This is a genomic window from Prevotella disiens (genome assembly GCF_900454955.1).
Lineage (GTDB): Bacteria > Bacteroidota > Bacteroidia > Bacteroidales > Bacteroidaceae > Prevotella > Prevotella disiens.
Map to the genome: position 1 here is coordinate 1267858 of NZ_UGTL01000001.1, position 25408 is coordinate 1293265.

The following is a 25408-nucleotide window of genomic DNA, read 5'->3' on the forward strand; positions in this document are numbered from 1 at the left end:
AATGAGCGAAAGCAAGATTATTAGCGACCCAGTTTTTGGATTTATTAGAATCCCATCAGGACTTCTAATGAACATTATTCGCCATCCCTATATGCAACGTCTTACCCGAATCAAGCAGTTAGGGCTAACAACAGTTGTTTATCCAGGCGCACAACATACAAGGTTTCAACACTCATTAGGTGCATTCCACTTAATGAGTGAGGCAACATTGTCCCTACAACAGAAAGGAGTCTTTATCTTTGATAGTGAAGCTGAGGCTGTACAAGCTGCCATTTTGATGCACGATATTGGGCATGGTCCTTTCTCGCATGTTTTAGAAAACACTTTATTTAAAGGCATTTCCCATGAAGAAATCTCCTTAATGGTGATGAATGCCATGAATAAAGAAATGAATGGCGAACTTAATCTTGCCATTAAAATCTTTAAAGGCGAATATTCCAAGCAATTTCTTCACCAACTTATTAGTAGTCAGTTAGATATGGATAGGTTGGATTATCTGCGACGAGATAGCTTCTTTACAGGAGTAACGGAAGGAAATATAGGGTCTGCACGCATCATAAAAATGCTGAATGTCGTTGATGATGAATTAGTCGTTGATGCTAAAGGAATTTATTCCATAGAGAATTTTCTAACTTCTCGCCGTTTAATGTATTGGCAAGTATATTTGCACAAAGCAACCGTTGGATACGAAAAGCTACTGATTAATCTGCTAAAACGAGCAAAAGCACTCATAAAGCAGGGACAAAAGCTATTTGCTTCAGAACCATTGGCTTATTTTCTCGAAAATGATGTTGATGCAAACTACTTTTATTCACGACCAGAATGCTTAGCACATTATCTAAATTTAGACGATAGCGACTTGTGGAGTGCCATAAAAGTATGGAAAAATCATGAAGATAAAATATTATCCCTACTTGCTGATGATTTCATCAATCGGAAATTATTTAAAGTAGAAATACATGAAACTCCCATATCAAGCGAAAATATTCAAGCATGCAAAGATAAAATATGTAAGGCATTACAAATTTCAGAAGATGAATGTAACTACTTGATAAGCATTGATACCGTTCAAAAAGACATGTACGATATCCATGAAGACCATATCAGTATTTTATCAAAAGACGGCACAATGAAAGATATTACAGAAGCGTCAGAAATATTGAACGTGGAATTATTATCTAAAAAAATTTGTAAATATTACTTTTGTTATCATCGTATCTAATAAAAGTTTCTTATCTTTGCAAAAATAAGCAATAACAATCTTATACAGAATGGAATTTAGCGCAAAACAAATAGCAGAATTTATCCAAGGATACGTAGAAGGAGATGAAACTGTCACTATCAATACATTTGCAAAGATAGAAGAAGGAATCCCTGGTGCAATCACTTTCTTGGCTAATCCAAAATACACACAATATATTTACGAAACAAAATGTTCAATCGTTCTCGTAGATGAAAGCATAACAATAGATAAGCCAATAAAAACGACTATTATTCGTGTGCAAAATGCTCGCGATTGTGTAGCAAAATTACTTCAACTTTATGAAAGCATGAAGCCTAAAAAGCAAGGCATTGATGCGTTGGCATTTATTTCTCCAAAAGCAAAAATTGGCGAAAACGTTTATATTGGAGCGTTTGCATATATCGGTGATGGTGTTGAAATTGGCAATGGAAGTATGATTTATCCGCATGCTACCATTATGGATAACACTATTTTAGGTGAAAATTGCATCATTTATCCAAATGTTAGCATTTACCATGATTGTAAAATTGGCAATAATGTCGTTTGCCATTCTGGTAGTATTATTGGTGCTGACGGCTTTGGTTTTGCACCAAATCCTAAAACAAATAGTTATGATAAAATACCACAAATAGGCATTGTTACAATCGAAGACAATGTTGAAATTGGCGCAAATACATGTATTGACCGTTCAACAATGGGTAGCACCTATCTCAGAAAAGGTGTAAAACTCGATAATTTGGTACAAATTGCTCATAATACGGATATTGGCGAAAACACAGTAATGAGTGCGCAAGTGGGCATCGCAGGCTCAACAAAGGTTGGCGAATGGTGCATGTTTGGCGGACAAGTAGGAATTTCAGGACACTTAAAGGTAGGAAACAAAGTGTTCCTTGGCGCGCAATCAGGTGTCTTAAGCAATCTTAAAGATAACCAATCGCTTATGGGAAGTCCTGCAATTGAACCAAGAAAATACTTCAAATCAGAAGTTATTTTTCAACGTTTACCAGAGATGTACAAGAAATTAGACCTTTTAGAAAAGGAAATTGAAGAATTGAAAAAGAATAAATAAACGATATGGAAACAACAAAACAGAAAACATTGAAGGGAAGTTTTTCCCTCTTTGGAAAAGGCTTACACACAGGTTTAAGTCTTACTGTTACTTTCAATCCTGCTCCAGATAATTTTGGTTATAAAATACAAAGAATAGATTTAGATGGACAACCCATTATTGATGCTATTGCTGAAAATGTTATTGATACCCAGCGAGGTACAGTAATTGCAAAAGGAGAAGCCCGTGTAAGTACAATAGAACACGGTATGGCAGCTCTTTATGCAATGGGAATAGATAATTGTCTGATTCAAATTAATGGTCCTGAATTTCCTATTCTTGATGGCTCAGCAACAATGTATGTCGAAAAAATTAAGGAAATCGGCATTGTTGACCAAGTTACACCAAAAGATTATTACATTATTCGCAAAAAAATGGAGTATAGAGATGCGAATGGAAGTGTAATAACAATTCTTCCAGATGAGCAATTCTCTATCACTGCGATGTGTTCTTTCGAATCAAAATTCATTAGTAGCCAGTTTGCTACTTTAGATAATATTGACAAATTTGCCAATGATATTGCGCCTGCAAGAACATTCGTATTTGTTCGCGATATTATGCCATTATTGCAAGCTAACCTCATTAAAGGGGGCGACCTTGATAATGCTATAGTAATCTATGAAAAACAGGTAGACCAATCTACTCTTGACCAATTAGCCGACTTGTTAAAAGTGCCTCATATGGATGCAAATTCTGTTGGTTACATACAAAATAAACCTTTGATTTGGGACAATGAATGTACAAGACACAAACTGCTTGACATCATTGGCGATATGGCATTAATAGGAAAGCCACTTAAAGGTCGCATTGTTGCTACTCGACCAGGTCATACTGTAAATAACAAGTTTGCACGAATGATTCGCAAAGATATTCGTAAGCATGAGATACAAGCTCCGATATATGACCCAAATGACGAGCCAATCATGGATAATATCAGAATTCGTGAACTTCTTCCTCATCGCTATCCAATGCAATTGGTTGATAAAGTTATTGCAATGGGTGCAACAATGATTGTTGGTGTTAAAAATATCACTGCAAACGAACCATTTTTCCAAGGTCATTTCCCTCAGGAACCAGTAATGCCAGGTGTATTACAAATTGAAGCATTAGCACAATGCGGTGGTTTATTGGTGCTTTCGCAAGTTGAAGAACCTGAAAAATGGTCAACTTATTTCTTGAAAATTGATAATGTAAAGTTCAGACAGAAAGTTGTTCCTGGCGATACATTGCTGTTCCAAGTAGAACTATTAAGTCCGTTGCGCCATGGTATCAGTTCCATGAAAGGATATATGTTCGTTGGCGACCAAGTTGTTGCTGAAGCAACATTTACAGCGCAAATAGTGAAAAACAAATAACAAAGATATGAACACGATAAGTCCATTAGCTTTTGTACATCAAAACGCAAAGATAGGAGAAAACAATATTATTGGTCCTTTTTGCTATATTGACGAAAACACTATAATAGGCGATAATAATAAACTTTTAAATAGCGTAACCATTCATACGGGGGCAAGAATTGGTAATGGAAACGAATTTTTCCCTGGCGCAAGTATCTCTACTAAGCCACAAGATTTAAAATTCAGAGGCGAAGTAACTACATGTGAAATTGGTGATAATAATTCTATCAGAGAAAATGTAACTATTTCTCGTGGTACAGCTTCTAAAGGGACAACTATTGTAGGTGATAATAACCTATTAATGGAGAACATGCATATTGCCCACGATTGTATTATTGGCTCAAATACTATCATTGGCAACTCGACAAAGTTGGCTGGTGAGGTTGTGGTTGAAGATTTTGCAATCATTTCTGCCGCTGTTCTTTGCCACCAATTTTGTAGTATCGGTTGCAATGTTATGATTCAAGGCGGAAGTCGTTTCTCGCAAGATATTCCACCTTACATTATTGCAGGCAGAGACCCTATTCGTTATTGTGGAATTAATATTATCGGCTTACGCAGAAAGGGATTCACCAATGAACAAATCGACCAAATTCATAATGCTTATCGTTTGATGTATGGCGAAGGAACACGCGAAGAAAATATTCAAAAAATCAAAGATACTTTGCCAATGACAAAGGAAATTCAGCATATTATAGAATTTGTGCAAGCATCACAAAGAGGTATTATCAAGTAATTTTTGCAGTTGAAAAAGCAAAATCTAATTGTATTGACAGGTCCCACAGGTGTTGGTAAAACAGCTTTGACGCTCGAAATAGCTCAGCATTATAACATTCCAATTATCAATGCTGATTCAAGACAGATATACAAAGAGTTACCCATAGGTACAGCTGCTCCCTCTAAGGAGCAGCTTGCGTGTGTAAAACACTTTTTTGTGGCTTGCAAAAGTATTGATGAATACTATTCTGCAAGCATTTTTGAGCAAGAAGTGTTAGAACTTCTAAATGCAAATTCTAATTCAAATTTTATACTTTCCGGTGGTTCGATGATGTATATTGATGCCGTTTGCAATGGTATTGATGATATTCCTACTATCAAAGATGAAATTAGAAAAGAGTTAATGCAACGTCTTGATGCTGAAGGACTGCCTACCCTATGCAATGAACTAAAGAAACTTGACCCAAAACATTGGGAAATAGTGGATAAACAAAACCCTCGTCGTGTCCTTCATGCCTTAGAAGTATGTATTCAAACAGGGAGAACCTACACTTCTTTTCGGTCAAATACTAAACAAGACCGCCCTTTTAATATTATAAAAATTGCATTAAACCGTGAGCGTGAGGAATTGTATGAAAGAATAAATGCTCGCACCCACGTTATGATTGCTGATGGAATGATTGAAGAAGCATTGAAAGTGTATGATAAACGAGACTTGAATGCACTGAATACCGTTGGTTACAAAGAACTTTTTGAATATCTGGAAGGTCTGGTAACCTTAGACGAAGCAATCTTTAAGATACAAAGTAATACAAGAAAATATGCCCGAAAGCAACTAACTTGGTTTAAACGTGATAAAGATGTCAGTTGGTTTCACCCCAATGAAACTAAAGATATATTAAATTACATAGATACTTACCTCGTTTAAAAACATTTTGGTATTTTTGCAGTCTAATTAAAAAACGAACAGTCTATTTAATAAAGAAATTTCTGAATGAAAAGTATAATAAAATTTTTTAAAAGAATTATCAATGGAATAGCTAATTTCTTTCCTTGGTATATCAAACTTTATAAAGGGCGTACATGGTACACAAAAATGGCATTGGGTATCGTGTCTTTCTTTGTATCCATATTTATCTTTTTTGGTTTAGTTGATATGAATTTCCTTTGGTTGTTTGGTAAATCTCCAGGCTTTGCTGAAATCAAGACTCCTCCAACCTATGCTGCATCTGAAATTTACAGTGCCGATTCTGTTTTAATTGGAAAATATTATAAGGAAAATCGTATCCCTGTTAAGTATGAAGAAGTTAATCCAACTTTTTGGAAGGCATTAATCAGTACTGAAGACGAACGTTTTTATAGTCATCATGGTGTTGATTTTATGGGTATTGGTGGTGCTATCAAGGACGCTGTAACGAAAGATGGCGCTCGTGGCGCATCTACTTTGACCCAGCAACTTGCCAAAAATATGTTCCGTATTCGTAATAAAGAATATTCAGGATTGTTAGGACATATTCCTGGACTTAAAATGCTGATTGTAAAGGCAAAAGAATGGATTATGGCATACAAAATAGAACTAATATATTCGAAAGACGAAATCCTTACAATGTATGCTAATACCGTTGATTTTGGAAATAATGCCTACGGAATAAAAACGGCTGCAAAGGCATATTTTAATACAACGCCAAGCCATTTAACAACTGAACAAATCGCAACTTTAGTCGGTATGTTAAAAGCTACCACTTATTACAATCCAATTTTAAATCCAAGCAATTCGATAGGTCGTCGTAATACGGTGCTTTACAACATGGTAACCCATGGCTATTTGACTCAAGCAGATTACGATAAATATTCAAAGAAGCCAATGAAACTTGATGTTCATTTGGAAGAAAACTATGACGGACAAGCTCAATATTTCCGCGAATATGTTGCTGACTATTTGAAAGATTGGACTAAAGACAACGATTACGATTTATATAGTAGTGGTTTAAAAATATACACTACCATTGATACGCGCATGCAAAAATATGCAGAAGAAGCTGCAAAAAAACAAATGCGTAGAATACAACAAGAGTTTGACAGACACTGGAGCGGACAAGACCCTTGGCGCAACGAAGATGGCAACTTAGTTCCTGGCTTCATTGAAGGTATTGCCGAACGCCAACCATTCTATAAAAAACTGGTTCAAAAATATCCTAATCAACCCGATAGTGTGCTTTATTATCTGAACAAGCCACACAAAGTAAGGTTATTTGATTACGACAAGGGATACATTGAAAAGGAAATATCCTCAATGGATTCTATCCGTTATATGGTGAAATTTATGCACTGTTCAATGGTGGCTATGGAACCACAGACGGGTGCAGTAAAGGCTTGGGTTGGCGATATTGACTTTAAAACATGGAAATACGATAAAGCTGTTGCCGAACGCCAACCAGGTTCAACCTTTAAACTTTTCGTTTATGCTGAAGCTATGAACCAAGGTTTAGCCCCTTGCGATAAACGACGTGACGAATATATTAGCATGCAAGTCCCCGATAAGAAAACAGGAATTGTGAAAACATGGACACCACGCAATGCAAATGGTTCTTATTCAGGCGATTCGATTACCTTAAAAGCTGGCTTTGCTCGAAGTGTTAATACTATTGCAGTTCGTTTAGGACAAGAAATGGGCATCAAAAATATCATTCGCACTGCCCAAGATATGGGTATAAAGAGTCCACTTGAGGACGAACCTTCATTGGCTTTAGGTTCAAGTGATGTAAACTTGCTTGAAATGGTAAATGCTTATTGTACTGTTGCCAATGATGGTGAACAAATTGACCCTGTAGTGGTTACAAAGATTCTTGATTCGAAAGGTAATGAAGTATATGTTGCACCACATGACGGCAAGCAAGCATTGAATTATCAAAGTGCGTTCTTCATGCAAGAATTGCTCAAAGGTGGTGTTACAGAACCAAGTGGAACCAGCCGTGCTTTAGGACAATATATCTTTGATGATACGGATTGGGGAGGAAAGACGGGGACTTCAAACAATCACTCTGATGCATGGTTTATGGCAGTAAGTCCTAAACTTGTTGTTGGTGCTTGGGTTGGTGGTGAATATCGTAGTATTCACTTCCGAACTGGAGCGTTAGGGCAAGGGTCTAAGACAGCTTTACCTATCTGTGGTAGCTTTATTTATGATTTGATGCGCGATAGGGCTTTTCAAAAGTATCATGCTAAATGGCTTCCAAACGCGGATAAAGATATTGACCCTATCATGTACAATTGCCAGTCAACTGTTCAACGCACTTACAAGGCAGATACAATTCACTATGATAGCAATGCCGAGGACAATCAACGCAACAATGATGAAAACGAAGGTGTTGAGAATATTAAATTAGATGAAAATGGTATGCCTATTCCTACCGAAGAAGATGGAAAAGAAGGGGAAAAGCAAGATAAACATAAGCAACAAAAACAACCTTCTAATAATCATAATGAGGCATTGCCACGTGTAAACAAGCCAAAAGTTCAGCCTATTGAAATTAACTTATAATGGGTAGAACCAAGATTGATATATCAAAGATAGAATTGGATAGCGAGGAGTTTAAACAAGCACTCCAAGTTATCCAATTTACTCATACCTCCCTCTTCCTTACAGGAAAGGCAGGAACTGGTAAATCTACTTTTCTTCAATATGTTACGGCTACTACAAAGAAAAAGTATGTAGTACTTGCACCCACTGGTATAGCGGCTATTAATGCTGGTGGAGCTACTTTACATAGCTTTTTCAAACTTCCTTTCCACCCTTTTCTTCCTAACGATTCGCGTTATAATTCGCGTAATATCCGTTCAAGTTTACGTTACAACAGCGAGAAATGCAAGCTGTTGCGCGAACTTGACATGATTATTATTGATGAAATTAGTATGGTTCGTGCCGATATTATTGATTTCATTGACAAGATTTTGCGAGTTTATAATCGCAATATGCGTGAACCATTTGGTGGTAAACAAATGATTTTTGTAGGTGATGTTTACCAGCTTCAACCTGTTGTAAAGGAAGACGACCATCGTTTGTTAAGTCCTTTTTATGCAAGCGAGTTCTTTTTTGATGCCAAAGTCTTTCAAGATTATCCCTTGGTGAGCATAGAACTGAAAAAAGTTTATCGCCAAAAGGACGATTCTTTTATTTCGATTCTTGACCACATACGCACTAATCAAACAACTTACGATGATTTGCACCTCCTTAACGAGCGTGTAACTCCAAAGTTAGAGGCTGAAAACGCTTCTGATTTGTCGATAATTTTGTCTACTCGTCGCGATTCTGTTGAATGGATTAATAGCCAAGAACTCAATAAATTGGAAGGCGAAAATATCACATTAATAGGTAAAATCACGGGAGAATTTCCAGAGAACAACCTCCCTACTTCGTTAGAATTGACCTTAAAAGTGGGAGCGCATGTAATGTTTGTCAAAAATGATTTTGAAAAACAATGGGTTAATGGAACCCTTGGTATTATCATTGGCATTGATGAGGAAGCGGGTATTCTCTATATTCAAACGGAGGACGGAGAAGACTTGCAAGTACAGCAAGAACTTTGGGAGAACATACGCTACACTTTTAACGAGAAAGAACAGAAGATAGAAGAAGAACAAATCGGTACTTTCACACAATATCCTATCAAGTTAGCATGGGCTATCACGGTTCATAAAAGTCAAGGACTCACCTTCAAGAATGTTGATATTGATTTTACAGGTGGCGTTTTTGCAGGCGGACAAACTTACGTTGCCCTCTCTCGCTGCACGAGTTTAGATGGTATCACGCTCCGTCAGCCTATTGAACAGAAGGATATTTTTGTGAAAGCTGAGGTCGTAAACTTTGCGAAACATTTCAACGACAATAACATTTTGCGCACAGCACTTATGCAGAGTAAGGCTGATAGAGAATATTTTGAAGCAACACAAGCCTTTAATAACGGAGATTTTCAAACCTTTTTAGACAAATTCTTTTTGGCTATTCATAGTCGTTACGACATAGAAAAGCCTGTGGCAAAGCGGCTTATAAGGCGAAAGCTCTCCATTATCAATCAATTAAAAGATGAAAACAAAGCGTTGATAGAAGCAAGAAGAAAGCAAGAAGAAATGCTAAAACGTTTATCAACCGAATATGTTTTCATGGCAAAAGAATGCGAAGCTGAAGCAATGTATGAGGCTGCTATCAACAATTACAATAAGGCTTTAGAACTTTATCCTGAAAATCCTATTGCTGTAAAACGTTTAAAATCAACAAAGAAAAAGATTAATAGAAAATGAGAACACATAAGATAATTTACATTCTATCTACTTTATGCGTCATTATTCTCCTTTTTGTAGCTTGCAACAATGGGACAAACGCACCGAAATCGCTAAAGGATACTGTGCCTTCAGCTGCCTTTGCACCTGAAATAAACGATACGACAGTGGAAATAAACTTGGCTTATATCACCAACTTAAAGTTTCCAAAATATAAAATAATCAAAGAAAATCCGATTATCCCCGACTCTATCAGCATTGCATACGACGAAGAAAGCGTGGTTGGTGGTAATTATTCAGCAATTCTTAACTTTGACACCATTCCTAACCAGCAATTTTACGCTATGATAGAAGCTACAGCAATGAAAGATACTTGCTGGAAAATAAATCAAGATAACTTCATGTTCAAGCGCAAAGATAAAAATGGCGGACTTTACAGCGTTGCATTTACCAAAGGTAGTATGCAAATTCTTGTTAGTCATCTCAATTCCGACTTGGTAAAAGTCAAATAATATTTTCTCTTTAAAACTTAAACATTGTCATCAATGAAGTGATAGCACTGTCATCGTTGAAATGATTACACTATTATCGTTAAAGCACTCAAAATAAAATTGAATTGGAATTTGCCTTTATGGTGCAATATACTTACAGCAGCCTTACCTTATTTGCATTATAAAAGGGGCATGTTTCATTAGCACGCCCCCTTTTAAAAGTGTATAATTCATCTCCGATTATTTATCGGAAATCAGTTTCCAAATCCAAAGGAAAATAATTGAACCGACTAAAGCTGTACCGAGTGAGCCCCAAAAGCCCCCTCCCCAATCAATATTAACCCATGAAAGAACGTTACCACCAATGAAACCACCAATGATACCAATTAGCATATTCCAAAAACAACCGTTTTTCTTCTTATCAATAAAGAAGCCTGCTAACCAACCTGCTAATGCACCCACGATGAGTGTTCCTATTAATCCCATAATCGTTTTACTTTAAATATGAATAGTAAGCTTAGCTTTATTTTATTCGCTAAGCAATTTATAATTTTCTATTTGTTGAAAACCATTCAAAAACGAACGGCTATCTATTCTCTTCTTACCAGATAATTGTAATTCCTTTATTTCTAACAATCTATCAGCAGTATTGATATAGAGCGATTTACCTTCCACAATAAACGTTCCAGACTCGCCCTTTGACGGCATATCGGTTTTAGCAGTTTCGAAGACTTTCATCACCATCTTGCCTTTTTCCTTCATTTCGTTATTGATTGCCACCATATTTGACCATGCGCCAGGATAAGGAGACAACCCACGAACAAAGTTATAAATGTCTTTTGATGGTTGCTGCCAATTAATTTTGCACGTTTCTTTGAATATTTTCGGTGCATCATGGAGTTCGCAGCTATCATTTTGTATTTCTGTAAAACTTTCTATGGCAGTTGTCAATTCCTCTTTGCTCATGTCAAACAATAGGTTTTGAGCAAGAAAATCTATTGTTTCGGTTGCTAAAACAGCCCCTAATTTCATCAAGCCATCGTAAACATATTCTGCATTCGCATGGTCAGGAATAGGAAAATGTTTGCGTTGAATGATTCTACCAGTATCAATATTCTTGTCAAGGAAAAAGGTTGTAACTCCTGTTTCTGTTTCTCCATTTATCACCGCCCAATTAATAGGGGCAGCACCACGATACTGTGGTAACAAGGCAGCATGCACATTGAAAGTTCCAAAGCGAGGCATATCCCACACTTCTTGTGGCAACATACGGAAAGCGACAACTACTTGCAAATCTGCATGATAGCTTTTCAACTGAGCTAAAAAGTCGGCATCTTTCATCTTAATAGGTTGCAATACGGGCAAACCTACTGACTCTGCGTAAACTTTTACGGCTGGAGCTTGTAATGTATCTTGATGCCGTCCTACGGGTTTGTCAGGTTGTGTAACAACTGCCACCACATTGTAGCCGCCTTCAACCAACGCTTTCAGCGATTCGACAGCAAACTCTGGTGTTCCCATAAAGACAATGCGTATATCTTTCTTATCCATATCTTTTTCTTTCTTTATCCTTAATGTCTTAAACCTCACGAATGTAAGGTGCATTATTACTAATTTATTCTTCGCTAAAATCGGCCACTAACTGACGATACATATTGTAAAGTCTTGCACGAGAGATATAACCAATAAAATGTCCATCGGGTTCGATAACAGGAAGCATTTGTGCCTCCGTCTTTTCAAAAATCTTCATCACACTTTCCATTGGGTCGTTCACCCCCAATACAGCAGGTGGTTGAGTCATAATCTGATAGACTTGGAAACGATGATACAATTCTGAGCGGAAAATAATGTGGCGCAACTTCGTAATATCAATTTCGCCTAACAAGTTTCCGTTATCATTCAACACTGGGATATAATTGTTTCGGCTTGAACTAATCGCATGAACCAACTTACCCATTTCCATTGTTGGTTCAACCGAAGTATAGTCACGATCGATAATCTTTTGCATGTTCATCATCGTCATCACAGCTTTATCGGTGTGGTGGGTCAATAATTTTCCTTGTCGAGCCAATCGAACAGCGTAAATACTATGTTGTTCAAATATATTTATTGTAAGGTAAGAACTAATGGTAACGATAATCAGCGGAATGAAAAGTTGGTATCCACCCGTCAATTCAGCAATCAAAAATACTCCTGTAAGGGGGGCGTGCATCACTGCTGCCATCACTGCTGCCATGCCATAGAGTGTGAAATTCTTTTCAGGAATGTATTGACCAATTTCCTGAACATTCCAAAAGCGAGCAAAGAAGAAACCTGCAAAACCGCCAATGAACAAAGACGGAGCAAACGTACCACCACAACCGCCAGCACCATTTGTCGCACTTGTGGCGAAAACTTTAGTCAGTCCGACAAGACCAACGTAGAGTAGTAAGAATTCAGTATGACCAGCAAACATAGAACCATGCATAACTTGATTCCAATCAGTTTCGGTATTACTTTCAATAAAGATGCGCAAACTGTTATAGCCTTCACCATAAAGCGAAGGAAAAACAAAAATAAGTGAGGATAAAACGATTCCGCCTGCAAATAATTTCAAGAAAGGGTGAGCGGAAAGTCCTGCATATTTGTTTTCGCACCACGACATGATACGCATAAAATAAAGCGAGAGAAAACCACAACCAATACCCAAAAGAATGGTAGGCGGTACACGACTTAAACTCCAAAAATAGTCCATTTTAAAGTCGTACATAGATTCCCCACCTGTAAAGAAATAAGAAAAGCAAGTTGCAGTAACAGAGGAAATAAGGATTGGCAATAAGGCTGCCATGGTTAAATCCACCATCAATATTTCCAAAGTAAATACAAGACCTGCAATCGGTGCTTTAAAAATACCTGACACAGCAGCTGTTGCTCCACAACCTACCAATAACATGAGGGTGCGTCTATCCATTTTAAAGAGTCTACCCAAGTTACTTCCTATGGCAGAACCAGTTAAAACAATCGGCGCTTCAGCTCCCACAGACCCACCAAAACCAATAGTAATTGCAGAAGCAACAATAGAGCTCCAAGTGTTATGGGCTTTTAATTCTGAGCGTTTGGTAGAAATAGCATACAAAACTCGTGTGATGCCATGTGAAATATTGTCGCGAACAACATATTTAACGAACAAACTTGTAAGCCAAATACCAATAACAGGGTAAAGCAAATACAACCAGTTGATGGTCATCATGCGGAATCCTGATGTTATTAATGTTTGAATTTCTCCAATGATAAGATGCAGAATATAAGCTGCCAACGCAGCTAAAAAACCTACAATGAAAGCCAACACAAGTACAAATTGTCGGTCGGACACATGCGCCTTACGCCAATTGTCTATGGTGGAAATGATATTATTGTCAGTTTCGTTTGTCATTTTCAATAACCACGCTTGTTGATAAAACAATTTGTGGCAAATTATTTTTTAGATTTATAGTAATTATTTTCTAATAATAGTTATTTCACCCGATTCGCCAACTTTTATAATGGTAGAAGGTTGGTGAGGTTTATGCTCTTGTCGGCGTGACATACAAACATAGTCTACTGCATTGAGTATTTCTTCAGAAATATCAGGATAGTTTTGTGCAGCAGGTTCGCCACTTATATTTGCCGATGTACTAACAATCGCTTTTTGAAAACGGAAACAAAGTTCCTTAGAAAAAGGCTCGTTTGTAATACGCATACCAATAGAGCCATCTTCTGCAACCAAATTTGATGCAAGATTTACCGCATTATCCAAAATTATGGTAGTAGGTTTCACCACAGCTTCCATGAGTTGCCATGCTACATCAGGGACATTCCGAACGTAACGTTGAAGGCGATCTTGCGAATCAACCAAACATACCAAAGCCTTAGAATCATCTCTGTGTTTTATTTCATAAACCTTTGCAACAGCTTCGGCATTAGTTGCATCACAGCCTATACCCCATACGGTATCAGTTGGATAAAGTATTACCCCACCCTTGCGCATAACTTCGACCGCCTTTTTAATATCTTCTTGTTGTGTCATCTTAATCTTTTTTCAATCATATAGGAATACAAAGTTAGAATAAAAAAAGCAATTGGGCAAGTATATAGAATAAAAATAATATTATAGAGCATGAAACAAAATAAGAAAAATAAGAAAAACCGCTACCATTTCTCCTTTTGATAGCGGTTTCTTTTATGTAAAGATATTGCCAGCAGGGCAAAGAAAGTCTATTTTTGACTTGCCAAGTGTAGCTTTACCTTACGTGTATGTATTACATTTCCCAACCAATTGCCGAAGCACCTAAGACAGCTGCGGAAGCATCATCGAGAGAACTTACTAAAAATTTGGCTTTACCTTTAAATACAGGCATAACATATTTGTCATAAGCAGCAATAATTGGGTTCATAAGTAAATCGCCAGCCTTGGTTAATCCACCAAAGAATACAAACGCTTCAGGTGAAGAGAAACTTGCAAAGTCGGCACAAGCAGCACCTATCATATCGCCTGTAAAGTTGAAAATATCTAAAGCCAACTTATCTCCTTTACCAGCAGCAATGGAAACGTCTAAAGAAGTAATTTCTTCAGGATTCATTTCGCGCAAAAGTGAAGGTTCTGATGATGTTTCAAGTAGTTCACGAGCGGTACGAGCAACACCTGTTGCAGAGCAATAAGCCTCTAAACAACCTTTTCTACCACAGCCGCAAAGACGTCCTTCGTTGCCACGAACCATGGTTACATGACCTAATTCGCCCGCAAAACCATCAACACCATATACCATTTGACCATTAATGACAATGCCTGAACCCACGCCTGTGCCAAGTGTTATCATAATAAAATTCTTCATACCACGAGCCACACCATATTGCATTTCGCCAATAGCAGCTGCATTCGCATCATTTGTAAGTCCAACAGGTATACCTAAACGGTCTGAAAACATTTTAGCCAAAGGTACTACACCCTCGTGAGCCCATACCAAATTAGGTGCATATTCGATAGTTCCACGATAAAAATTACCATTTGGTGCGCCAATTCCCATAGCCTTTATTTGTGAAATTCCTCCCACTTTGGCTATAATTGGTTTCAAAACTTCAATACCAGCATCTACGAAATCTTCAACGGTCTTATAACTTTGCGTTTTTATCGCATTTGTAGCTAATACTTGACCTCGTTGGTCTACTATTCCGAAAACAGAATTTGTACCTCCTAAATCCAATCCTATAACGAATGGCTTTTGTTCTTGTGCGTCCATTAAAAATATTTTTAGTTTAAATTGTACTCACAAAGATAGGAAAAAAGCATAATACTGCAAACTTTTAGTGGCTAAATTTGCTTATTCCATATAATTTTTGCAATTTTGCAGACGATTATGACCATACCTTTTCCAATTCAATTAGATATCCTTGATTTTATTTTCAAAGGTATCTTAATAGGTATTATAGCCTCTGCGCCAATGGGACCAGTAGGTATTTTGTGTATTCAGCGTACTTTAAATAAAGGACGTTGGTATGGATTTATCACAGGAGTTGGTGCTGCAATTAGTGATACGATTTACGCTTTAATCGTTGGATTGGGAATGAGTTTCATCATGGAACCATTACAAAACCCAGCCAATCAATTTATATTACAGATTTCTGGTAGCATTATTTTGTTGCTTTTTGGTATTTATTGTTTCATGTCAAATCCTACAAAAAAGCTTCACAAAAGTGGTAAAACGAAGGGAACGCTATTTCATAATGGTTTAACAGCCTTTCTTGTAACGTTTTCTAATCCGATGATTATCTTCCTTTTTATGGCAACTTTTGCACAATTTGCTTTGATTCAACCTTCACGTCCTGTTGAAATGGGAGTAGGATTATTGTGCATTCCAATAGGAGCTTTGTTGTGGTGGTATGGACTTACATGGCTTGTCAATAAGATACACGATATTTTTAATATGAATGGAATCTTAATCATTAATAGAATTATTGGTTCAGTAGTGATAATTTTTTCGCTTATCATCTTAATTGGTACCGTATTTAATCTTTACCACCTACCATCTTATTATTAAAATAATGTTTATAGCAAACGAATTAAGAAAGAAAAGTATTGCAGAATACTTACTTTATATGTGGCAAATGGAAGACATCATTCGTGTCTATGGTTGCTCGCTCACTCGTATCAGAAAAGAATACATTGAAAAATTTGATTATACGGAAGAGCAAAAGGAAGACGAAGAAGATTGGTTCGGAAACTTAGTAAGAATGATGAACCAAGAAGGTTGTCGTGAACATGGACATTTACAAATAAATAAGGTGTTGATGCAAGGCTTGACCGATTTACATAATGAACTTTTGGCTTCTTCTAAATTTCCTTTCTATTCAGCAGAATATTACAGAGTGCTTCCTTATATTGTGGAACTACGAGGGAAGACTAAGCAAGTAGCTGATAGAATGGCACGAAAGAACGAAGAAAATTTAAAGGAAATTGCTGCAAATCTTGGTCATAGCGAAATAGAAACTTGCTTTGATGTGCTTTATGGCGTAATGATGCTGCGTTTGCAAAAGAAGGAAATAAGTCAAGAAACCAACGTGGCAGTAAAGGAAATTTCAACCCTTATTGGCATGTTGGCAGATTATTATCAGAAGGATAAAACAGAAGGACTTGTTTTCGAAGATTAATCGCTTTACCGAAAAGAAATATTTAAGATTATGAATATATTAGTAACGGGGGCCAACGGAATGTTAGGCAACACAATTCAAGTGGTAGCAAAAGAAAGTAAAGACCAATATCTCTTTACTGATGTATGCGAAGGTTACCAAAAACTTGATATTACAAATCTTGAAGAAGTACGCCGTACGGTAAAAGAAAATAACATTGAATGTATCATAAATTGTGCCGCATGGACAAATGTTGATGGTGCAGAAACAGCAGGCGATATTGTTGAAATGCTCAATGCTACTGCTCCTGAAAACCTTGCAAAGGCAATGAAAGAGGTAGATGGCTTGTTGGTACATGTAAGTACCGACTATGTATTTGGTGGCGACCCCTATAATACCCCTTGCAAGGAAGACCAAAAAGGCACACCAACTGGTGTTTACGGATTGACAAAACTGCATGGCGAAGAGAAAATCATGGCAGTGGGTGGTAAATATATTATCGTTCGCACAGCATGGTTGTATGGTGAATTTGGTAAGAACTTTGTCAAAACAATGATGAATCTTACTGCAACGAAGCCCGAATTGAAAGTTGTTTTCGACCAATGTGGCACTCCTACCTACGCAGTTGATTTAGCCAAAGCCATTTTTGATATTGTTGAAAACAGAAAATACGAAGAAAATACAGGTATTTACCATTTCTCTAACGAAGGTGTTTGCAGTTGGTACGACTTCGCTAAGGCTATTGCTGAATTTGCAGGCAACACTTCTTGCAACATTCAACCTTGCCATAGCAATGAATTTCCCTCACCCGTAACACGTCCAGCCTACTCTGTTTTTGACAAGACAAAGATTAAAACCACATTTGGAACGTCTGTTCCTTATTGGATTGATAGTCTGAAGAAGTGCGTAGCTAACTTATTGAACGAAAAAAATTAAAGATTCCCCGTAAAATATAAACGGAAAGATATTCTATGAACGAAATACAACGCAGAAGAACTTTTGCAATTATATCTCACCCTGATGCTGGTAAAACCACATTAACCGAGAAATTTTTGCTTTTTGGTGGACAAATCCAAGTAGCAGGAGCTGTAAAAAGTAATAAAATAAAGAAGACAGCAACGTCCGACTGGATGGATATAGAGAAACAACGTGGTATCTCAGTTTCTACTTCGGTGATGGAGTTTGACTACGAAGGCTACAAAGTAAATATTTTGGACACGCCTGGACACCAAGATTTTGCCGAAGATACCTACCGTACTTTGACTGCTGTCGATTCGGCTATTATCGTTGTCGATTCTGCAAAAGGTGTTGAAACACAGACACGTAAACTCATGGAAGTTTGCCGAATGCGCAACACTCCTGTAATTATCTTTATCAATAAAATGGATAGAGAAGGTCGCGACCCATTCGAATTGCTTGACGAATTAGAGGAAGAATTGCAGATTGGTGTGCGTCCTTTATCATGGCCTATCGGACAAGGACAACGCTTTAAGGGAGTTTACAATATATTTGAACAGAATTTAAACCTCTTTACACCGAACAAACAGCGTGTTACTGAAACGATAGAAATGAAGATTGACTCTGAAGAATTAGATGCTCAAATCGGTGAAAACTTTGCCGAACAATTGCGCACAGAACTTGAATTGGTTGACGGAGTCTACCCAGAATTTAATGAAGAGACCTATCGCTCGGCTGAAGTAGCCCCTGTTTTCTTTGGTTCTGCTTTAAATAACTTTGGTGTTCAAGAACTTCTTAACTGCTTTATCAAGATTGCACCAAGTCCAAAACCTACACAAGCAGAGGAACGAACCATAGAACCTACTGAACAAAAGTTCACGGGTTTTATCTTCAAAATTACGGCTAACATCGACCCTAACCACCGCAGTTGTATTGCGTTCTGTAAGGTTTGTTCTGGTAAATTTGAACGTAATCAACCTTATTTACACGTTAGAAATGGGAAAACATTGCGTTTCTCATCGCCAACTCAATTTATGGCACAACGTAAAAGCACAGTAACTGAGGCTTATCCAGGCGATATTGTTGGTCTTCCAGATAGTGGTGGCGTCTTTAAAATAGGTGATACACTGACAGAAGGCGAAGAATTACACTTTCGTGGTCTGCCAAGTTTCTCTCCAGAATTGTTTAAATACATTGAAAACGATGACCCAATGAAGGCGAAACAATTTCAAAAGGGATTGGAACAATTAATGAATGAAGGTGTAGCCCAATTATTTGTAAATCAATTTAATAACCGCCGCATCGTAGGAACAGTAGGACAATTGCAGTTTGAAGTTATTCAGTACCGCTTGGAACACGAATACAATGCAAAATGCCGTTGGGAACCAGTTCATTTACATAAAGCTTGTTGGATAGAAGCAGAAAGTGCTGAGGCACTTGAAAACTTTAAAAAACGAAAATACCAATATATAGCAAAAGATATTGAAGGGCGCGACGTTTTCTTAGCCGACTCTGGTTATGTACTGAGCATGGCGCAACAAGATTTTGAAGAAATAAAGTTCCATTTTACAAGTGAGTTTTAACCGATAGGAACTATTCTTATCACTGGTATTTCCTATTCTCAAGTACAAGACTACAATACATATTGACAAAAGCACTCAGAGGAGTGGATTTATCTCCAACCTTCTCCCTTGGTCTTACGTTAATAGATATTGTAGTTTTCCTTTTTTATTGTTGAAGTGAAAGTGCATTGAAAAATCGAATCATTGCAATGTTCCTCTTCAACTGTTGCTTTGAATTTCAGAATAGGCTATTTTTAGGTTCAAAACAGGCTGTTTTGAGTTTCTAAACAGTCTCTTTTCTTTAGATTATAAACATGGTGAGTTGGAATTGAGTGCGCCTATCCTGCCTCTTCTGTCCCAAAAGCCTACTGCCACTACCTTCTATTCGTGCCAATTTGTTTATCATAGAAAGATTTTAGTGAATTTATTTAAGTTGGCATAGTATTTGTAATTATAAAAGCAGACAGAAAATAATAAAACAAATACAATTATGCAAAAAGGTAAAATAGGCGTAACGACAGAGAACATTTTTCCTGTCATCAAAAAATTTCTTTATTCTGACCACGAAATATTCCTTCGTGAAATGGTTTCGAATGCTGTTGATGCTACACAAAAGTTGCGTACTCTTGCTACAACAGGCGAGTTTAAAGGCGAAACTAATGACCTTAAGGTGAATGTGAAACTCGATGAAAAGGCTGGGACACTTACCATTAGCGACAATGGTATTGGTATGACGGCTGAAGAAATCGAAAAATATATCAATCAAATTGCATTTTCGGGTGTTACCGATTTCTTGGATAAATATAAGGATAAGGCAGAAGCCATCATTGGTCATTTTGGACTTGGTTTCTACTCTTCGTTCATGGTGGCTAAGAAGGTGGAAATCATCACAAAGAGCTATCGTGAAGGTGCGCAAGCGGTGAAATGGAGTTGCGATGGCAGCCCAGAATTTTCACTCGAAGAGGTGGAAAAAGAAGGTCGTGGCTCTGACATCGTACTCTATATTGACGACGATTGCAAAGAATTTCTTGAGAAACAAAAGATAGAAGGTTTGCTTAATAAATACTGCAAATTCATGTCTGTGCCTGTTGTCTTTGGTAAACGCTCTGAATGGAAAGACGGAAAAATGGAGGATACCGATGAAGATAACATTATTAATAATGTAGAACCATTGTGGGCAAAGACTCCATCGGGTTTGAAAGACGAGGATTATAAGAGTTTCTATCGTACGCTCTTCCCAATGAACGACGAACCTTTGTTCTGGATTCACCTCAATGTTGATTATCCATTCAATCTTACAGGTATTCTTTATTTCCCACGTGTGAAGAACAACATCGAATTGCAACGCAACAAAATACAGTTGTTCTGTAACCAAGTGTTTGTTACCGACCAAGTGGAAGGCATTGTGCCAGAGTTCCTTACATTGCTTCACGGTGTGATAGATTCACCAGATATTCCTTTGAATGTTAGTCGTAGCTACTTGCAGAGCGATGCGAATGTAAAGAAAATTTCAAGCTATATTACCAAGAAAGTTGCCGACCGTTTGAACAGTATCTTCAAGGAAAACCGCAAGGAGTATGAAGAAAAATGGGCTGACTTGAAGCTTTTCGTGAACTATGGTATGCTTTCGCAACCTGATTTTTACGACCGTGCCAAGGATTTCTCTTTCTTGACCGATGTAGATGGTAAGAACTTCACTTACGAAGAGTATAAGACCCTTATTAAGGACAACCAAACCGACAAGGAAGGTAATCTTATTTACCTTTACGCCAACGACAAAGAGGAGCAATTCTCATACATCGAAGCAGCCAAGGCAAAGGGCTATTCTGTCATTTTGGCTGACGGACAACTCGATGTTCCAGCCGTTTCTATGTTGGAACAAAAGTTTGAAAAGTCACGTTTTGTGCGTGTCGATTCTGATGTCATTGACCGCATCATTGCCAAGGACGATAAACCAGAGCAAAAACTTTCCGACAACGAACGTGATATTCTCTCTGAAGCGTTCCAATCGCAAATGCCTCAAATGGAAAAGGCACAATTTATGGTTGAAATTGAAGCCATGGGCGAAACGGCACAGCCAGTTATCGTTACACAAAACGAGTACATGCGCCGTATGAAGGAAATGAGCCAGTATCAACAAGGTATGGGTTTCTATGCACAAATGCCTGACAATTACACCCTCGTATTGAACTCTGACCACGCTCTTGTGAAGCGTATTCTCGAAGAGGGCAGTGCCAATACAGCCGAAGCCTTGAAGCCTATTCTTAGTGAAATAAAGGGTTTGCAAGCTCGTGAGACAATACTTCGTCAGGAACAAGGCAAGAAAAAGGCAGAAGAAATTACGCAAGAAGAGAAGGACGACCTTAAAGGTACGGAGGACAAACTCGGTGAACAGCGCAAGCAGAAGAACGAAATCATTGCTGAATATGCTAAAGGTAACGATTCTATCCACCAACTTATCGACCTTGCTTTGTTGCAAAACGGCATGTTGAAAGGTGCTGCGTTAGACAAATTTATCAAGCGTTCAGTTGATTTAATCAAGTAAAAAACGAATCAATATAGCATCGTAAAGGGGAAATTTTCACAAAAATTTCCCCTTAATTATTTTCTAAACATGCTCCAACTTTGCGTTTCTTCGTTGTTGTAAAGTTTTCTTTTACTTCTTCTAAAACTATTTTCCTTAACTCCCTTTAACTCCCTACCTTTTCCCTATTCCATATTAATTTCGTAATTTTGCACAAAAAGATAAAATAATGAAGCATATAGCTTGGGGATTTATAGGTTGTAGTGAAACTACTGAACGCAAGTCGGGTGCAGCATTTAATGCTGTAACTGAGTCGCACGTTGAAGCTGTGTTCAGCAGAAATACCAAAAATGCACGCACTTATGCTAACCAACATGCCATAAAAAAATGGTATACCGATTCGCAAATGTTGGTAAACGACCCCAATGTCAATGCAATCTACATTGCTACTCCCCCATCTACCCATGCTACTTATGCGATTATGGCGATGAGAGCTGGAAAACCTTGCTTAATAGAAAAGCCTTTAGCGGGTTCGTATGAAGATTGTGTACGCATTAATCGCATTTCTGAGAAAACTGGTGTGCCATGTTTCGTAGCCTATTATCGCCGCTATTTGCCATATTTTAAGAAGGTAAAAGAAATTTTGCAAAGTGGTGCCATTGGCAAAGTGCTTACCATGCAAGTGCGTTTTGCAGTGCCTGCAAATGAATTAGAGGATACTAATTACGATGAAGTACCTTGGCGTTTGCAGTCAAAAGATACTGAACGTAATTATTTTTATGACTTAGCACCACATCAATTGGACTTGCTCCAAAGTATGTTCGGCGTAATTACTAAAGCTCATGGCTATGTTTCCAATCGAACAGGTCTTTTCGAAGCTGAAGATACGGTAAGTGCTGTTTTCCAATTCGAGAAAGGACTTAGTGGAAGTGCGTCATGGAGTTTTACAGCGCATGAAAGTGCAAAGGAAGATAGCATTGAAATCTATGGAACAGCAGGACGTATCATCTTTTCTGTTTACAATTATATGCCAATTGAACTTTATACCAGTCAAGGCATGCAGTATATTGATATAAAAAATCCTCATTACGTTCAGGAACCACTCATTCGCTCTATTGTTCAAGACTTGCAAGGTTATGGGAAATGCGAATGTACAAGCGTAGAAGCTACCCCTACTAATTGGGTTATGGATAGAATATTGGGCAAATATTAATTTTAAAGACAAAATAAGTAAAGTTTCTGTTGCGATAAATATTGTAGTAAGCAAAATTAAAATTTACGTTTAGGAAAAGTAACGCAAATAAAATATTATAAATGAGATTTTTCTTATTCATCATATTACTTCTTCAAACTCTTTCTTCGCACGCTACAGAAAGAGTTTGGAATTGTGCTGACACCATAAAATGGGAACGACCCGATACAACGAAGTCGTTTCGCCAATATTTACGAAAAGCAAAGCGTATGATGAAGAAGATGAATGACATTGATACCAATTATATTGAACCTCAACGCTATAACTTTACCGTCATGCTTCAAAATACTGATAACTTTGAAGTATATGCTTTGAATAGTAAAAACGGACAAAGTATAACTTTTGCACCCGACCCCAGCATTCGTATTGGTCCGTATGTTGGTTGGCGATGGGTCTTTTTAGGATATACACTTGATATTAAACACCCATTCGCAACAGGCTCAAGTAATCAAAAAAAAGAGTTGGATTTGAGTATTTATAGTTCTAAAATTGGTGTTGATCTTTACTATCGTAATACGGGAAATGACTATAAAATTAGGCGAATGAATTTGGGACAGGGCATTGATACAAGTCCTATGCGTGGGGTAGATTTCAATCAACTTAAATCTACCGTAAAAGGATTTAATGTCTATTACATCTTTAATCATCGCCGTTTCTCCTACCCTGCTGCTTTCAGTCAAAGTACTATGCAACGCAAATCGGCAGGTAGTCCACTTATTGGCATCGGTTATACACGCCATACGTTAGAAATAAATTGGCCAGAACTCTATGATGAAGTGGCAAAACGTGTTGATTTATCGAAGTTTGAGGGGGGGATTGATAGCACATTAATGGTAGAAAAAATACGCTATACCGACATTTCTGTTAATGGTGGCTACGCTTACAACTGGGTTTTTGCACACAATTGGCTTGCAGCAGGTTCACTTACAATAGGTTTAGCCTACAAACGAAATTCGGGAAAGATTATTGAAGAGAATTTCAATTTGCGCAATTTTATTTCTAATAATCTAAATCTTGATGCTACTGCACGCATCGGATTGGTTTGGAACAATATGAAATGGTACGCTGGTATGAGTGCTATCATGCATGCATACAATTACAGACGCGACCAATTTTCATCAACCAATTTGTTCGGAAACATAAATTTTTATGTAGGAATGAACTTTGGTAAACGAAACAAATCAAAGAAAAATAAAAATAAAAAACAATGAAAAGATTATATTCAGCTGTTGTTTTCTTAATAATGTTGGTGGCTTGCAATGCCAAAGCTCCCAATCCTGAAAATCATCCGAAGCAAACTACTACCTCAGTTCCACAGAAAACAAAGAAATTGCAGCCTAAAAGTGTAAAATCAAACGCTCTAAATGCTCAAGTAGAACGCCTTTTAGCTGAATTTCTACCACTCAAAGATAAACTTACCAATGAGGAATTGATTCTTAAAGTAGCACGACATTTTATAGGAATCCCATACGTTGCTCACACTTTAGACCGTAATCCAAACGAACAATTGGTTGTAAATCTGAAAGAAATGGACTGCACCACTTATCTTGAAAATGTGATAGCAATAGTGTTTTGCGTAAAAAATAGCCAGTCTACCTACCAAGATTTTACGAATATGTTGCAGAAAATTCGCTATCAAGGAGGCATTTTGGCTTATGAAAATCGATTGCACTATTATCAATGGTGGGTAACAGACAATGAAAAAATGGGATTTCTAACAGAAATTTCAGCACCCAATCCACCTTTTACGGCAACGCAACGTCTGAAAATAAACTATATGAGCGAGAATTTTATGGCATACGATATGCTTAAAAATAATCCAGAACGTATTGCGAAAGTTAAGAAAAAGGAAGATGCAACAAACGGAAAAATAGTAAATTACATACCTAAAAGTGAAATAAAAAATACCCAACTTTTACGCCAAATCATACACGATGGAGACATCATCGCCCTCGTAACCAATAAGCGAAACCTTGATACGACGCATCTTGGCATTGCCGTTTGGCACAAAGACGGACTTCATCTGCTCAACGCATCAAGCTTACAAAAGAATAAAAAAGCCGTAGTAGAACCCACCGAAACACTCTACGATTATCTTAAAACACGCCCCTATAATATAGGAATTCGAGTGGCACGTTTGAAACTATAAGCTATTGAAAATTATGAATAATGCTAAAAAAGTCAAAAGCTATTGTTTTGAAGCATGAAACAATCTATTTTATCGTTCAAAACCATAGC

21 protein-coding genes are annotated in these 25408 nt (G+C 37.4%); 16 read left to right on the forward strand and 5 right to left on the reverse strand.

The genetic code is table 11. From position 1 onward, the window contains the following. The first annotated feature begins 1 nt into the window (after position 1). The 8 genes from DYI03_RS05620 (at position 2) to DYI03_RS05655 (ending at position 10254) form a co-directional block, all read left to right on the forward strand. Positions 2 to 1222 (forward strand): HD domain-containing protein, encoded by a 1221-nt coding sequence (locus DYI03_RS05620; protein WP_021670064.1) that lies wholly within the window; start codon positions 2 to 4, stop codon positions 1220 to 1222. A gap of 49 nt (positions 1223 to 1271) precedes the next feature. Then, positions 1272 to 2312: a UDP-3-O-(3-hydroxymyristoyl)glucosamine N-acyltransferase gene (lpxD, locus tag DYI03_RS05625; protein WP_021670063.1), complete on the forward strand. Its 1041-nt coding sequence runs from the start codon at positions 1272 to 1274 to the stop codon at positions 2310 to 2312. Positions 2313 to 2317: 5 nt separating this feature from the next. Continuing rightward, the gene (locus DYI03_RS05630; RefSeq protein WP_004357481.1) at positions 2318 to 3706 is read left to right on the forward strand and encodes a bifunctional UDP-3-O-[3-hydroxymyristoyl] N-acetylglucosamine deacetylase/3-hydroxyacyl-ACP dehydratase; all 1389 of its coding nucleotides are present in this window, start codon (positions 2318 to 2320) and stop codon (positions 3704 to 3706) included. Positions 3707 to 3713: 7 nt separating this feature from the next. Then, positions 3714 to 4484 (forward strand): acyl-ACP--UDP-N-acetylglucosamine O-acyltransferase, encoded by a 771-nt coding sequence (lpxA, locus tag DYI03_RS05635; RefSeq protein WP_021670062.1) that lies wholly within the window; start codon positions 3714 to 3716, stop codon positions 4482 to 4484. A 9-nt stretch (positions 4485 to 4493) separates the two neighbouring features. Then, entirely contained in the window at positions 4494 to 5393 is a 900-nt protein-coding gene (gene miaA / locus DYI03_RS05640; RefSeq protein WP_025064436.1) for a tRNA (adenosine(37)-N6)-dimethylallyltransferase MiaA, read from the forward strand. Positions 5394 to 5459: 66 nt separating this feature from the next. Next, the gene (locus DYI03_RS05645; RefSeq protein WP_021670061.1) at positions 5460 to 8006 is read left to right on the forward strand and encodes a transglycosylase domain-containing protein; all 2547 of its coding nucleotides are present in this window, start codon (positions 5460 to 5462) and stop codon (positions 8004 to 8006) included. After that, positions 8006 to 9763 (forward strand): AAA family ATPase, encoded by a 1758-nt coding sequence (locus tag DYI03_RS05650; RefSeq protein WP_021670060.1) that lies wholly within the window; start codon positions 8006 to 8008, stop codon positions 9761 to 9763. Before DYI03_RS05645 ends, DYI03_RS05650 begins: the two co-directional genes overlap by 1 nt. Continuing rightward, positions 9760 to 10254, forward strand: coding sequence for a hypothetical protein (locus DYI03_RS05655; protein WP_021670059.1), 495 nt, complete (start codon positions 9760 to 9762; stop codon positions 10252 to 10254). The genes DYI03_RS05650 and DYI03_RS05655 overlap by 4 nt, the downstream gene beginning before the upstream one ends. A gap of 219 nt (positions 10255 to 10473) precedes the next feature. On the opposite strand, the gene DYI03_RS05660 is transcribed toward DYI03_RS05655, so the two are convergent. From DYI03_RS05660 to DYI03_RS05680, 5 genes are all read right to left on the reverse strand, one after another. Next, a complete protein-coding gene (locus DYI03_RS05660; RefSeq protein WP_004357514.1) occupies positions 10474 to 10719 on the reverse strand; it encodes a GlsB/YeaQ/YmgE family stress response membrane protein in 246 nt (81 codons plus the stop codon). A gap of 42 nt (positions 10720 to 10761) precedes the next feature. After that, a complete protein-coding gene (fmt, locus tag DYI03_RS05665; RefSeq protein ID WP_004357341.1) occupies positions 10762 to 11784 on the reverse strand; it encodes a methionyl-tRNA formyltransferase in 1023 nt (340 codons plus the stop codon). Positions 11785 to 11848: 64 nt separating this feature from the next. Next, complete coding sequence (locus DYI03_RS05670) at positions 11849 to 13645, reverse strand: chloride channel protein (protein ID WP_021670057.1); 1797 nt, start codon at positions 13643 to 13645, stop codon at positions 11849 to 11851. A gap of 63 nt (positions 13646 to 13708) precedes the next feature. Beyond that, positions 13709 to 14278, reverse strand: a complete 570-nt coding sequence (locus DYI03_RS05675) for an L-threonylcarbamoyladenylate synthase (protein WP_004357157.1) — start codon at positions 14276 to 14278, stop codon at positions 13709 to 13711. 232 nt (positions 14279 to 14510) lie between these two features. Next, the gene (locus DYI03_RS05680) at positions 14511 to 15488 is read right to left on the reverse strand and encodes an ROK family protein (protein ID WP_004357593.1); all 978 of its coding nucleotides are present in this window, start codon (positions 15486 to 15488) and stop codon (positions 14511 to 14513) included. A gap of 117 nt (positions 15489 to 15605) precedes the next feature. Between DYI03_RS05680 and DYI03_RS05685 the strand changes: the two genes are divergently transcribed. From DYI03_RS05685 to DYI03_RS05720, 8 genes are all read left to right on the forward strand, one after another. Continuing rightward, complete coding sequence (locus DYI03_RS05685) at positions 15606 to 16286, forward strand: LysE family translocator (protein WP_004357487.1); 681 nt, start codon at positions 15606 to 15608, stop codon at positions 16284 to 16286. 4 nt (positions 16287 to 16290) lie between these two features. Continuing rightward, complete coding sequence (locus tag DYI03_RS05690; protein ID WP_004357245.1) at positions 16291 to 16896, forward strand: DUF4924 family protein; 606 nt, start codon at positions 16291 to 16293, stop codon at positions 16894 to 16896. 30 nt (positions 16897 to 16926) lie between these two features. Further along, positions 16927 to 17811: a dTDP-4-dehydrorhamnose reductase gene (rfbD, locus tag DYI03_RS05695; protein ID WP_004357112.1), complete on the forward strand. Its 885-nt coding sequence runs from the start codon at positions 16927 to 16929 to the stop codon at positions 17809 to 17811. Positions 17812 to 17846: 35 nt separating this feature from the next. Further along, positions 17847 to 19415 carry a peptide chain release factor 3 gene (locus DYI03_RS05700; RefSeq protein ID WP_021670055.1) on the forward strand — a complete coding sequence of 523 codons (1569 nt, stop codon included), beginning with the start codon at positions 17847 to 17849 and terminating at the stop codon, positions 19413 to 19415. Between the two features lie 469 nt (positions 19416 to 19884). Continuing rightward, on the forward strand, positions 19885 to 21939 hold the full coding sequence (gene htpG, locus DYI03_RS05705) for a molecular chaperone HtpG (RefSeq protein ID WP_004357283.1): 2055 nt from the start codon (positions 19885 to 19887) through the stop codon (positions 21937 to 21939). 208 nt (positions 21940 to 22147) lie between these two features. Further along, positions 22148 to 23131, forward strand: a complete 984-nt coding sequence (locus DYI03_RS05710) for a Gfo/Idh/MocA family protein (RefSeq protein ID WP_004357121.1) — start codon at positions 22148 to 22150, stop codon at positions 23129 to 23131. A 101-nt stretch (positions 23132 to 23232) separates the two neighbouring features. Then, positions 23233 to 24381, forward strand: a complete 1149-nt coding sequence (locus DYI03_RS05715) for a DUF4421 domain-containing protein (RefSeq protein WP_021670054.1) — start codon at positions 23233 to 23235, stop codon at positions 24379 to 24381. Next, positions 24378 to 25319 carry an N-acetylmuramoyl-L-alanine amidase-like domain-containing protein gene (locus DYI03_RS05720; RefSeq protein WP_021670053.1) on the forward strand — a complete coding sequence of 314 codons (942 nt, stop codon included), beginning with the start codon at positions 24378 to 24380 and terminating at the stop codon, positions 25317 to 25319. The genes DYI03_RS05715 and DYI03_RS05720 overlap by 4 nt, the downstream gene beginning before the upstream one ends. The last annotated feature ends 89 nt before the right edge of the window (positions 25320 to 25408 follow it).